This window comes from Lactobacillus sp. wkB8 (genome assembly GCF_000761135.1).
In the GTDB taxonomy this organism is placed as follows: domain Bacteria; phylum Bacillota; class Bacilli; order Lactobacillales; family Lactobacillaceae; genus Lactobacillus; species Lactobacillus helsingborgensis.
Genome location: NZ_CP009531.1, coordinates 369,224 through 381,513 on the forward strand (window position 1 = coordinate 369,224; position 12,290 = coordinate 381,513).

12 protein-coding genes are annotated in these 12,290 nt (G+C 38.5%); all 12 read left to right on the forward strand.

What is annotated here, in order from left to right; genetic code table 11:
- Nucleotides 1-22: 22 nt before the first annotated feature.
- The 12 genes from LACWKB8_RS01750 to LACWKB8_RS01805 all read left to right on the forward strand — a co-directional run bounded on the left by LACWKB8_RS01750 (nt 23) and on the right by LACWKB8_RS01805 (nt 12,210).
- Nucleotides 23-769, forward strand: a complete 747-nt coding sequence (locus LACWKB8_RS01750; protein WP_038521286.1) for a PAS domain-containing protein — start codon at nt 23-25, stop codon at nt 767-769.
- Between the two features lie 218 nt (nt 770-987).
- Complete coding sequence (locus tag LACWKB8_RS01755) at nt 988-1,437, forward strand: DUF3290 domain-containing protein (protein ID WP_038521289.1); 450 nt, start codon at nt 988-990, stop codon at nt 1,435-1,437.
- Nucleotides 1,438-1,449: 12 nt separating this feature from the next.
- Nucleotides 1,450-2,085 carry a DUF421 domain-containing protein gene (locus tag LACWKB8_RS01760; protein ID WP_038521292.1) on the forward strand — a complete coding sequence of 212 codons (636 nt, stop codon included), beginning with the start codon at nt 1,450-1,452 and terminating at the stop codon, nt 2,083-2,085.
- Between the two features lie 13 nt (nt 2,086-2,098).
- Nucleotides 2,099-2,920 (forward strand): hypothetical protein, encoded by an 822-nt coding sequence (locus tag LACWKB8_RS01765; RefSeq protein WP_038521294.1) that lies wholly within the window; start codon nt 2,099-2,101, stop codon nt 2,918-2,920.
- Between the two features lie 10 nt (nt 2,921-2,930).
- Nucleotides 2,931-3,884 (forward strand): exonuclease domain-containing protein, encoded by a 954-nt coding sequence (locus tag LACWKB8_RS01770; RefSeq protein WP_038521297.1) that lies wholly within the window; start codon nt 2,931-2,933, stop codon nt 3,882-3,884.
- Between the two features lie 140 nt (nt 3,885-4,024).
- Nucleotides 4,025-4,900 (forward strand): DNA/RNA non-specific endonuclease, encoded by an 876-nt coding sequence (locus LACWKB8_RS01775; RefSeq protein ID WP_038521299.1) that lies wholly within the window; start codon nt 4,025-4,027, stop codon nt 4,898-4,900.
- Nucleotides 4,901-5,221: 321 nt separating this feature from the next.
- Nucleotides 5,222-6,307, forward strand: coding sequence for an ABC transporter ATP-binding protein (locus tag LACWKB8_RS01780; protein ID WP_038521302.1), 1,086 nt, complete (start codon nt 5,222-5,224; stop codon nt 6,305-6,307).
- Complete coding sequence (locus LACWKB8_RS01785) at nt 6,307-7,173, forward strand: carbohydrate ABC transporter permease (RefSeq protein WP_038521305.1); 867 nt, start codon at nt 6,307-6,309, stop codon at nt 7,171-7,173. The genes LACWKB8_RS01780 and LACWKB8_RS01785 overlap by 1 nt, the downstream gene beginning before the upstream one ends.
- The gene (locus LACWKB8_RS01790) at nt 7,174-7,998 is read left to right on the forward strand and encodes a carbohydrate ABC transporter permease (RefSeq protein ID WP_038521308.1); all 825 of its coding nucleotides are present in this window, start codon (nt 7,174-7,176) and stop codon (nt 7,996-7,998) included.
- Nucleotides 7,982-9,277: an MBL fold metallo-hydrolase gene (locus tag LACWKB8_RS01795; protein WP_038521311.1), complete on the forward strand. Its 1,296-nt coding sequence runs from the start codon at nt 7,982-7,984 to the stop codon at nt 9,275-9,277. Before LACWKB8_RS01790 ends, LACWKB8_RS01795 begins: the two co-directional genes overlap by 17 nt.
- A gap of 47 nt (nt 9,278-9,324) precedes the next feature.
- The gene (locus tag LACWKB8_RS01800; protein WP_038521314.1) at nt 9,325-10,629 is read left to right on the forward strand and encodes an extracellular solute-binding protein; all 1,305 of its coding nucleotides are present in this window, start codon (nt 9,325-9,327) and stop codon (nt 10,627-10,629) included.
- Nucleotides 10,630-10,905: 276 nt separating this feature from the next.
- Nucleotides 10,906-12,210: an extracellular solute-binding protein gene (locus LACWKB8_RS01805; RefSeq protein ID WP_038521317.1), complete on the forward strand. Its 1,305-nt coding sequence runs from the start codon at nt 10,906-10,908 to the stop codon at nt 12,208-12,210.
- Nucleotides 12,211-12,290: the final 80 nt, after the last annotated feature.

Below are 12,290 nucleotides of genomic sequence, written 5' to 3' on the forward strand. Positions count from 1 at the left end.
ATAAAAATTAAGGAGAATGAAAATGGCTGAACCCAAATGGTTAAAAGATATGGACAAAGACCAATATTTAAAGGAAGATTTTGATGCGCAAGGCAAAAGCCGGTATACTGTAGCAGGCCTGACGAAGAACGATCCAGATTGGCTTGATAAGGCGGCAGAAAAAACACATGCTGCTACGGGCGACGATTATGTCAAGCTTGATAGTGGGCTGTTAACGGTTAACCAAATCAACTGGATGCTGCGCAATACCATCGGTGAACTAACTTTTGTTGACGATAATAACCAATTCTTGTGGTACAACCGACCGGTTGATCCTAATGTCAAAATGAAGGCTAAAAGGGTACCGGCACAAGTAGGCAATACGATGGGTGAGGTTCACCCCGATGTACGTGATGTCATTCCGGAAGCTAAAAAAGTTGTCCATGCTTTGCGGACCAAAGAAGGAGGACACGACACGGTTTACATGCCAGTACCAACTGGCAACCTTAAGCAATTGGTTTTGCATTATTATAAGCGTGTTGAAGATGATGAAGGCAATTATGCCGGTATTTATGAATGGGTGCAGGACCTTTATCCGTTAGTAAAATACTTCTGTGAAACAACGGGACAAAAGCTGGTAGTTGATCCAGACGCTACAACAGGAGCTACATATAGGAGAAATTCCGATCCTGATGCTCAGACCGGAGCTTCAACTAAGGCTGCAGCAGCTGCAGAAGAAGAGGCCAAGGTAGTTGAGCCGGACACTGCAACAGGAGCTTCTCATAACTAAAAATAAATTAAATATTTGCAAGTGGTAGTTAGACTGGTTCTAACTACTTTTTTGTTATACTGATAATATGTAGGCTTATAAACACAGTTAGAGCCTAGAAGGAGGAAAATAGCTATTCTTAACTATATTTGGTAGATATAAAACGATTAATAGCAGCTTTTATAAGCGTATTAATTATAAAAAATAGGTTGAATTATTTTCATAGAGGTAATTATGTTATGACTTTTTACACACTTAAATATATTGAGCAAAATCAAAATACCAGTAAAACTATTCTATATGTTTTGATTGCAGTCGCAGCTTTGACTATGATTGCTTTCACCGTTCTTTATCTCAGGCACAGATTTGATACCCGTTACCGTGATTTAGGGATTATTGCGCTATTATTTTTATTATTATTTATGGGAACGCAATATGAGAAATACGTACAAACCAATGTAGTAAAATCGCAGTCGGAACAAATTGGCCCCTTTATCAAATCAGTGGCTAAAGATCATAAGGTCCCAGTCTCTGATGTGATGGTCAATTCTACCACGCTACAAGATGGCTTAATTGTCAGAGTTGATTCAAAAGACATTGATTACCAGTTGGAATTAAATGATGACAATAATTCATATACATTAAAGCAGGCACACGTAATCAATCACAAAGTCGATGTCAAGAATTAGGAGGAAGCAATAATGAATTATACGCAGCTTTTTATTAAATTTGTTTTAGGTGTGTTAACTTTAATTTTTCAAATCAATGTTTTTGGCAAGAGTAACATTGCTCCCACAACCGCTTTGGACCAACTGCAAAACTATGTTCTTGGTGGCATAATTGGTGGTGTTATCTATAATGCCAATATTTCCGTTTTACAGTTTCTGCTGGTTTTGATAGTTTGGACATTAGTGGTCTTTATTTTGAAGTTTGCCCGGGAACACAGTAACTTTATTCGCAGTTTAATTGATGGTAAGCCAATTCAAATAGTTAAAAACGGTCAGGTTTTACCACGTAATTGCTTATCTGCTGGACTTTCGGCTAATGAACTAATGTTTAAATTACGCAGTCAGGGCATCTATTCTGTTGATCAAGTGAAAAATTGTATCTTTGAAAAGAATGGTCAATTAACCGTAATCAAAAAAGATGAAAATAATGTCCGTTTTCCTTTAATTAATGATGGTCAAATCAACCAAGATGTGCTTGAATCTATTAATAAGGATGAAGATTGGCTGAATGAACAGGTCAAAAAAGCTGGATATAATGATCCCAGTGATATCTTTTTGGGTGAATTTGAAAATGGTCAAGTTTCTTTGACGGGTTATAATCAAAAATAGAAAAGAGCAGTAAATGGAAAATTTGGATAAGGCGCAATACTTAGTGCAAAACGCAGACACTGTGGTGGTAGTTGCTGGTAATGGCTTAGCTAAAGCTGAGGGGCTTGACCTTTTAGGTGAAGAAAATTTTGAGCGGGCATTTCCGGACATTGTGCAAAAATATGATGTCCACTCTGTAGGCTATGCACTTGACCAGCACCTTTCTTCCTGGTCTGAAAAGTGGCAGTTATGGTCCAGCCTTATTCAAAAATATTCTCTGGCGTATCGTCCCAGTGAGACATTAAAACAATTAAAGCAGTTAATTGGTAACCGACAATATTTTATTGCTACCTCAACTTTTGGTCATTTTTTCGAAACTGCAGGTTTTAACGAAAATCGTATCTTTAACGCTTTTGGGGATTGGACTAAGATGCAGTGTTCCAGTGGTATCAATCATGGTCTGCAAGACTCTCACAATGTGGTGCAAAAATTTGTTGCAGCTGAGTCAAGAGCAGCTTTAGAACATCTGGTTCCCAAGTGTGAAGTTTGCGGACAGCCATTGGAAATTCACATGCCTTTAAACGATCATTTTTACCCAGATACCGACGCCAATAGCCGTTTCCGTTGGTTTTTGACTGGCAATGAGGACAAAAATACGGTCTTTTTAGAACTGGGTGTTGATGAAACCAGTCCGCAATTGCGTGAGCCAATTGAGCATTTGGTTGCCGAATACCCGCAGTGGTCGTACGTTGCTGCAGATTTCCCGCAAGAAACGTTACTGCCCGAAATTCAGGAGCGTAGTGCCGGCGTGAATGGAGATACAGCGAGTTTAATTAATTATTTAGTGACGGAGTAACTGATTTTCAATGAGTATTTACGTAAAAAATGGCGTGCTGCATGTTTCTGGCGTTCAAGATAAAATAAGGGGCAAAGGGCAGGAATGGCCTGATTTTATTGCAGACTATACCATGCTTGATATTGAAACCACAGGCTTAAACCCATATCGCGATCATGTGACCGAAATGGGCGCAGTTAAAGTACGTAACAATAAGGTCGTGGATGAATTTAGCCAGTTAGTAGTTTATCCGCGTTCAAACCACGTTCCCAGTTTTATCACCAAGCTAAACGGTATTACTGAAGAACTGCTGCTTAAAGAAGGAAAGCCCGTAAAAGAAGTAATGACGGCTTTTCGCAGTTTTATTGGTGATGATATTATCATTGGTTACAATGTCAATTTTGACTTAAATTTCCTATATGATTTGGCACAAAAGTTTCATTTGCCTGAACTAAATAATGACTATGTTGATGTTTTGCGTCTAGCTCGCGTTTATTATCCCAAGCAGCATAACCGCTTGCTTGACTGTATTCAACGCGCGGGTATTGCCCAAGTAGAGCAGCATCATGGTCTGGATGATTCTCTTGATACTAAAAAAGTTTATGATGATTTTCGCCAGCATTTTACACCCGAACTTTTAGAAAAAGCACAAGGCAAACTAAAAAACTTTGATTTATTACAAGATGAACTTGATACTTGGGAATTGGGCTTTCGTAACCCGGTTAACAATAAGAAGATTGCTTTTGCTCCCGAAGTAGAAATAGATGCTGTTGAAGCTGCGCAAATGGTTAATAACATGAATGGGATTGCGCAAACTGGGGTTAAAGCGGATACTGATTATTTAATTATGAGCGATGATGGCTTTTTTAGTAAAAGCAATGCGGAAGCTCTCAAAGCGAAAGAATTTAATCGCGCTGGTAGTAAAATTAAGCGTCTGTCTGAAAGCTATTTCTTAAATATGCTTGATGAATGGGCTAGGAGTTAAAAAGAGCTAAGTTAAGAGTCCTGAAAGTTTGCCTACTTTTAGGACTTATTTTGTTAATAGATTTGTCTTTTTATTGTTCCGGTTGCAAACAGCAGTTCGTTTAGCTATACTTAATTATTATTAAATAAGGAGCAATTTGAATGGCACGCAGGCGAGGCAGACGGAGCAATAAAGCCAATATCAGCGACTTCTGGGCAATAGTTATTCTGGTTTTATTTTTAATCTGGGTTATTTCAACTAAAGGCGGCTCCGATCCGAATGGGCACCAAACGATTGACAGAATTACCCGCAGTGACCATCAGAAAAATAATAAGATTACGCAGGCAAAACCGGCAGCTAAAGTTTATGGTGGTTTATCAAGTCAAGATTATCAAAAATTAGCTAATTTAGATTTTAAGAGTGGCAGTTCTGCATATATTACGGTTAATAATGATCACTCAACTTTGATTAAAAATGCTTGGCGGGTTAACCGCGTCATTTATGCGAATTTAGACAGCCTAAACCGCACTTCACATTCCAACACGGCTTTTTTACAAAAAAGGAATGTGGCAAATGATAGCCTTAGAGTGCGACAATTCGTTGAGCCTACCGGTTGGCACTACAATCGGCGTAACGGTACCCAAATTTATAATCGTGGGCATTTGATAGCCTATTCGGTTTCTGCCGGTATTGATCAAGAGGGTAATTTTAATCCTGACAATCTTTCCGGTGATCAAAATAATCCTAAAAATTTGTTCACCCAGTCTGCTTTTTCGAACCAGCGAATCCAGACCATGTTTGAGAGTCGTATTCGTGTAGCCTTGAGACAGAATAAAAAAGTGATTTATCAAGCCACCCCTATTTTTCGCGGTGAAGAACTAATGGCACGGGGAATTAACTTGCAGGCTGTTTCTACTGACGGTGAACTTGATTTTAACGTTTACTTATTTAACGTTCAGCCGGGCTACTCTTTTAACTATAATAATGGGCGGGCTAAGGTTGATCATGAGATGCTGGTTGAAGAAAATTATAATTGATGTGTTCTAGAAAAATGAAAACAAATAGGCAAATGTTCGGATAAAATAGTAATTAATATATACAGGAATTAAAAGGGGCAACGGTAAGATTTACAGCTGCCTTTTTTGTTAATGGTAATATGAGAAAAAGAGAACATTAAATACCATTTTGATAAAATAATTAGCGATTTACACAAGTAATACGAATATTTAGGTCAAAAAGGTGCTTATCACAACTGAACTCCGAATTTTCATTAAGCAAATAAGGTTGTGTTCTAAGGATTTTTATCATAAAATTAAAGAAGTAAAAAGTAAAATACAAATTATAGTGGTGCGAGTTAAATGGATAACAATAAGTTTGTTGAAGTAAAAAATTTGCGGAAAGTTTATGACAATGGGCATGAGGCGATCAAAAATGTCAGCTTTTCCGTTAAAAAGGGAGATCTGGTCTGTTTGCTGGGACCGTCTGGGTGCGGTAAAACAACCATTTTAAATATGCTGGCAGGCCTTTTGAACCCTACAGAGGGAGATATTTTATTTAACGGTAAGTCAGTTATAAAAGTTGCGCCTAAAGATCGCCATATTGGCTACGTTTTTCAAAATTACGCATTGTATCCTCATATGACTGTTTTGCAAAACGTAATGTTTCCGTTAATTGTGGGAGCTAATAAAAAGTCTAAAGCTGAAGCTAAAGAAATTGCTACTAAATATATGGAGTTGACTCAAATTACTGAGCTGGCTGACCAAAAGCCGGGTAATTTATCCGGTGGTCAGCAACAAAGAGTGGCAATTGCCCGCGCCTTAGTACAAGAACCCCAAATTCTGCTGATGGATGAGCCATTAAGCAATTTGGATGCCAGATTGCGTCTGAAAATTCGTGAAGAAATACGGTCACTGGTGAAAACCGTAGGGATCACGACCCTCTTTGTCACTCACGACCAAGAAGAAGCGTTGTCTATTGGTGATAAGATTATTTTGTTCAATGATGGCATTATTCAACAAGATGATTTGGGTCAAAATTTCTATTTGGAACCTAATAATTATTTTGTGGCCAATTTTGTAGGCAATCCGGTAATTGATAATTTTAAAGTAACGAAAACAGCAAATGAAATAAAGTCAAGCCAATTTACGATAAATCTTGCCGATATGGAGCAGTCACGTTTTAAGCGGGAACTCCCAGACGGTGAGTATGTCTTATCTGTGCGACCAGAAAATATCGTTCCCGACCCTGATGGTCTTTTTGAAACAAAAGTGGACGATATTGAATTAATTGGACGTGAACGAATTTTAAAATTTACATTTGATAATCAACAAGTGCGTTCACTAATCAACTTAGAAGCTCCAATTAAACATGGTGATGTAGTAAAACTGAAAATGCGGCTAAATAGGGTATTCCTGTTTACACCTGAAGGAGAGCGAGTTTACTAATGAAGACAAATCAGAAAAAGGCTTGGCTTTTTTTAGCACCAACAATTATTTTCGTCACTTTGTTTAGTATTTACCCTATTTTACGTGCATTTGGCATGAGCTTTCAGGGTGGTTCCTTAATTGACTTACACTGGAATGGTTTTAGCAACTACCAGTATATTTTTAATGATCCCGAGTTTTGGCTGGCTATCAAGAATACCGTTCTGTATGCCGTTATTTCTGTGCCGGTTGGACTGGCAATCTCAATCATGCTGGCGTGGATTATTTTTGATAAGGTAAAACACAAGTCATTTTTTGAAACCACATTCTTCATGCCTTATGTTACTTCGACGATTGCGATTGGTATTGTTTTTCGTTATATCTTCAATGGTGATTACGGGATGCTGAACTTTTTGCTCAGGTCACTGCACCTGCCAGCTCCTGACTGGATTGATGATCCGGCAATGTCTTTGACGACTATTATTATCTTTGGTATTTGGTCGTCATTGGCTTTCAACATAGTTATTTTGATGGGGGCACTGCGTAATATTGATCCCAATTTTTACACTATTGCCGATATGTATGGTGCAAGCGGCCGCGATAAGTTTTGGCGTATTACCATGCCCGAACTAGTTCCTACCATTGCATTTCTACTTACCATGAATGTGATAGGGGCATTTAAAATTTATACATCTGTTTATGCTCTCTTTAACGGGCAAGCCGGAGTCGGAAATTCGGGTACAACCGCCGTCTTCTATATTTACAATAAATTCCAAATTGTCGGCACTCCTGGAGTTGCAATGGCGGCGACAGTGATCTTGTTCCTGATAATTCTGTTTGCCACATTTTTGCAGCGAAAAATGATGAAGAAGGTAGGAGAAAATTAAATGAAACGAATTCGCTTAGGGGTTTTATTCAGTTACATTATTTTATTTATCTTTGCTATCATTACCGTTTTTCCCTTCATTTATATGATTTTGGGCGGTTTGATGAGTTTTCAGGAAACTACTTCAATTCCTCCTACATTAATTCCGCATCACTTTGAATGGTCCAACTACGCTACAGTTTTTGCGCGGGCACCATTTGGTCGTTACTTCTTCAATACGGTTTTAACTGCCAGCGTCACTACGATCGTTAGTTTGTTTAACTCTTTATTAGGTGCGTTTGCGATGGTTAACTTGCGCTTTAAGGGCAAAGGGTTAATTCAATTGGTGCTTTTGTCACTATTGATGGTTCCAGGAGAAGCAATCATCTTTACTAACTATAATACGATTGCGCACATGGGTTTATTGAACACTTATGTGGGTTTGGTTTTACCATTCTTGACTTCTATTTTCTACATGTATTACTTGCAAAGTTACTTTGGTTCAATCTCAGATACGATTTATAAAGCCGCTATGATTGATGGAGCAAGCGATTGGGATTACATCTGGAAAATTTTAGTCCCGATGTCAAAAGGCGGTTTATTTACTGTCGGTCTTTTAAGTTTCATCTCTGGTTGGAATTCTTTCCTTTGGCCTTTGCTTGTAACGAATGAAGATACTATGAGGCTACTTAATAACGGCTTGTCAGCCTTTGCTTCTGATGCCGGTAGTGAAACGCAGCTGCAATTAGCCGCTGCAACCCTCACGGTCTTGCCTATTTTAATCTTGTACTTAATCTTTAGAAAACAGATTATTAAGGGGGTAGTGCGTAATGACCTCAAAGGCTAAGACTACCATTACCTTCTATAACGGCTTGAATACCATTGGTGGACCGATGATCGAAGTCGCTTACCGCAATTCGCATATTTTATTTGATTTGGGTGAAGTCTACAGACCGGAACTAAATCTGCCCGATGAAAAGTATCAGACTTTAGTTAACAACCAGTTAATTGGAGATGTGCCCAACTTTTATGATCCCGAATTAACTGGGCAACCACTTGATTATAAGAGGTGGGTACATGCGGCAGCTTACATGTCGCACCTTCACCTTGATCACAGCAAGGCTATGAATTTTTTGGCACCTGAAATACCTTTGTATGCTGGACCGCTTACCGCTAAAATGCTGCCGGCTTTGAACGAAAAAGGGGACTTTCTGCTTCCAGCTGCTGGTCATGAGCCGAGCTATACTCGTCCCATTATTGCGGCGCAGTACCAAAAGCCGATTGAAGTGGGCGATATTACAATGACGGTTTGGCCTAGTGACCACGATGCCTATGGTGCGACTGGACTTATTGTCAAGACACCTGATTTAGTAATTGCATATACTGGTGACATTCGCTTACACGGTTATCACCCTGATTGGGTCAAAAAATTTTTGACAGCTGCAAAAGAATGCGATGTTCTGATTACTGAGGCAACTGGCTTTTCTTGGCCCGAAGAAAAGCATGAAGAAAGTAGCGAAGAATTTACCGGTCCTAAAGATGAGACAGAGCTAACTGCTCAATTTATCCAATTGCAAAATGACAATCCTAACCGGCAAATCACCTTCAATACTTACCCTACCAATGTTGAACGGTTGCTGCGCATCATTTCTGACTCGCCACGCCGCGTTGTTTTACATGCTGCCAGGGCCCATTTGCTCAAGGAGAGTTTAAATAAGGACTTTTCGTATTATTACTTGCCAGGGGAGCAAAAATTCGCTGATCTGAAACCAGAATTAGCCGTTCATTATGAAGAACTGCTAAATGATGATCACGAATTCCTCTGGCAAGCCGTTGCAGATTTTGATCAGTTGCAAAAAGGAGGACTTTATATTCATTCTAATGCAGAGCCCTTAGGTGATTTTGATCCAGCCTATCAACCTTTTATGCAAAAATTGGCTGATCAGGAGATTGAGGTTCAGACGTTGCGTTGTTCTGGTCACGCCGACGAAAAGGAACTAGCACAAATTATTGATATGGTTCAACCACCAACACTTATTCCAGTGCACACATTGCATCCGGAGTTGGTGGAGAACCCTTATGGTAAAAGGATTTTACCAAAGCGCAACCAAACAATTACGCTTTGATTAATCAAAAAAATGTTGTTTAGTTTATATTTGGGAGGTTTAACCAAATGAAGTTTCGTAAAAAGTTAGCCGCTGCGTTTGCAATTGGCTTAGCTCTGGTTGGTACTGCAGCTTGTTCTAATGGTGGAAACAATTCTTCATCATCTTCAAGTTCAGATAAGATTGCTAAAGTTAAAAAGACAACTAACATTGTCTTTTGGCATGGTATGACTGGTGTGCAACAATCAACTTTAAAGAAATTGACACAGGAATTTGAAAGTAAAAATCCTAAAATTAAAGTTAAGTTGGAAAATCAGGGTGCATATAATGACTTGCAAGCCAAAATTAATTCGACCCTGCAGTCACCTAATAACCTGCCTACTATTACCCAAGCATATCCTGACTGGCTCTTTAATGCAGCTAAGAAAAATATGCTCGTTGACCTAACACCTTATATTAATAATAAAGAAGTTGGTTGGGGCAGCAGCAAGGCGTCTGATATCAAGTCTGCACTTCTGGATGGTGCGAAGATTGAGGGCAAACAATACGGTATTCCTTTTAATAAATCAATTGAAGTTTTAACTTACAATGCAGATTTGCTTAAGAAATACGGCATTAAGAAGGCTCCGGCAACTATGGATGAACTGAAAAAAGATTCACAAATCATCTATAAAAAGAGTAACCATAAGGTAGTCGGTGCCGGTTTTGACTCTTTGTCAAATTACTATACTTTAGGTATGAAGAATGAAGGCGTCGACTTCTCAAGTAAAATTGATTTTACCGGCGACACTTCTAAGAAAGTTATTAATTTCTACGCAGATGGTATCAAGGCTGGTTATTTCAGAGTAGCTGGTTCAGAACATTACCTCTCTGGTCCATTTGCTAACCAAAAGGTTGCAATGTATATCGGTACTTCTGCCGGTGAAGGCTTTGTTAAGCAAGGTGTCGGCAACAAGTTTACTTATGATGTTGCACCTCGCCCGGGCAAATACACTATGTCTCAAGGTACAGACATTTATATGTTTAAACATGCCTCAGCAGATCAAAAGTCAGCTGCATTTACTTACATCAAGTTCCTAACTTCAAAGGCAAGTCAACTTGAATGGGCTAATGCTACTGGTTACATTCCAGTTAATCAAGCTGCTGCTGATTCAGCTGAATACAAGGACAGCAAGAAGCTGAAATTGCCGGCTAAACTTGAAGACGCAATGGCAAATCTTTACAGCGTACCAATTATTAAAAACGCTGGTGCTGCTTATGGTAACTTAAACCCAGTTATGCAAAATATTTTCGCTGCAGCACAAAAAGGGCAAAATGTTGATAACGCTATTAAAAGTGGTAAAGCAAAATTCGATGCCGCTTGGAAACAATAAAAACTAAATAGCAATTTTTATTACCGAACCTGTCATTAAATGACAGGTTCTTTTTTTGTCTGATCGGTTAAAGAAGAACAAAATAGCAGTTAATGATTAATCGTTCGCAACGTATCGAACTTTAAATCGAAATAAGTTTAAATAGCCAAAAAAAAGCGAATTTTTTCAATTGGATTTATTGTATTCTGGTATTGTTTGCTATACAATAAGTGAGAGTTAAATGCTCAAGTAATCACTACTGGGCAATTGAAAATATTCTGGAGGAAAAAATATATCATGAATTTTAGTAAAAAGCTGGCGGCATTTGCAGTCGCGAGCTTGGCGTTAATTGGAACTGCTGCTTGTTCTAACAATAACAATAGTTCATCATCCTCAAGCTCTAAAATACCAAAAGTTACTCAAAAAACTACTGTTGTCTTTTGGCATGGAATGCAGGGCTCTCAGGAAAAGACGCTAAAAAGTTTGGCTCAAGATTTTGAAAATAAAAATCCTAAGATTAAGATTAAACTTGAGCAACAAGGTGATTATGATAACCTGCAATCTAAAATTACATCAACTTTGCAATCACCTAAAAATTTACCGACAATCACCCAAGCATATCCTGGCTGGCTTGAAAGTGCAGCTAAAAATAAGATGCTGGTCGACCTTAAACCATACATCAATAACAAAGATGTTGGTTGGGGCAGTGTAGAAGCATCAGGCATTAAAACCGATATGTTGAACGGAGCCCAAATTAAAGGCACGCAATACGGTATTCCTTTCAATAAGTCAATTGAGGTTTTGATTTATAACCCGAAGATGCTTAAGCGCTATGGCGTTACAAAAGTACCTACAACTATGAGTGAGGTCAAGGCTGCAGCCCAAACTATTTACGAAAAGAGTAATCACAAGGTAGTGGGTGCCGGCTTCGATGACTTAGACAACTACTATGTTTTGGGTATGAAAAACCAAGGTGAAGACTTCTCCAGCAAAATCAATTTTACGGGAACCAAGTCAAGAAAGTTACTCAATTACTTTATAGCTGGCGAAAAAGCGGGCTACTTTAGAATGCCAGGCTCTGATAAATACTTGTATATTCCATTTACAAATGAGAAGCTGGCTATGTTTGTGACTTCTTCATCAACAGAAACATGGATCAAGCAAGCAGCTAAAAAGGGTTTCAATTATGAAGTTGCTGCCCGCCCAAGTAAATACACTATGTCACAGGGTACCGATATTTACATGTTTAGTCATGCGAGTGCGATGCAAAAGGCAGCTGCCTTCAAATTTATGAAATACCTTTCTAGTAAAGAAAGCCAAATTAAGTGGGCTAAAGAAACGGGATATATTCCAGTTAATGAAGAAGCAACTAAGTCAGATACTTATAAGTCAAACAAAGACTTTAAGCTGCCTGCTAAGTTGGAAGATATTCTTAATGCCAATTCACTTTACAGTGTTCCTGTGATTAAGGATTCTAGTGCTACATTTAGTCAATTGACACCGATAATGCAATCTATTTTATCGGCTGCACAAAAGAACCGGAATGTTGAAAAAGCAATCACAACTGGTAAAAATAAATTTAATGCGGCATGGCAACAATAGTAAAGTGCTATAAGATTAAAAAAACAGGTTGATGCCTGTTTTTTTATTTGTCGTTTTTCACTTGAATGGTAAGATAATAT

Coding starts and splice junctions, on each gene's coding strand:
- LACWKB8_RS01750 (WP_038521286.1), top strand. CDS start 23: ATGGCTGAACCCAAATGGTTAAAAGATATGGACAAAGACCAATATTTA.
- LACWKB8_RS01755 (WP_038521289.1), top strand. CDS start 988: ATGACTTTTTACACACTTAAATATATTGAGCAAAATCAAAATACCAGT.
- LACWKB8_RS01760 (WP_038521292.1), top strand. CDS start 1,450: ATGAATTATACGCAGCTTTTTATTAAATTTGTTTTAGGTGTGTTAACT.
- LACWKB8_RS01765 (WP_038521294.1), top strand. CDS start 2,099: ATGGAAAATTTGGATAAGGCGCAATACTTAGTGCAAAACGCAGACACT.
- LACWKB8_RS01770 (WP_038521297.1), top strand. CDS start 2,931: ATGAGTATTTACGTAAAAAATGGCGTGCTGCATGTTTCTGGCGTTCAA.
- LACWKB8_RS01775 (WP_038521299.1), top strand. CDS start 4,025: ATGGCACGCAGGCGAGGCAGACGGAGCAATAAAGCCAATATCAGCGAC.
- LACWKB8_RS01780 (WP_038521302.1), top strand. CDS start 5,222: ATGGATAACAATAAGTTTGTTGAAGTAAAAAATTTGCGGAAAGTTTAT.
- LACWKB8_RS01785 (WP_038521305.1), top strand. CDS start 6,307: ATGAAGACAAATCAGAAAAAGGCTTGGCTTTTTTTAGCACCAACAATT.
- LACWKB8_RS01790 (WP_038521308.1), top strand. CDS start 7,174: ATGAAACGAATTCGCTTAGGGGTTTTATTCAGTTACATTATTTTATTT.
- LACWKB8_RS01795 (WP_038521311.1), top strand. CDS start 7,982: ATGACCTCAAAGGCTAAGACTACCATTACCTTCTATAACGGCTTGAAT.
- LACWKB8_RS01800 (WP_038521314.1), top strand. CDS start 9,325: ATGAAGTTTCGTAAAAAGTTAGCCGCTGCGTTTGCAATTGGCTTAGCT.
- LACWKB8_RS01805 (WP_038521317.1), top strand. CDS start 10,906: ATGAATTTTAGTAAAAAGCTGGCGGCATTTGCAGTCGCGAGCTTGGCG.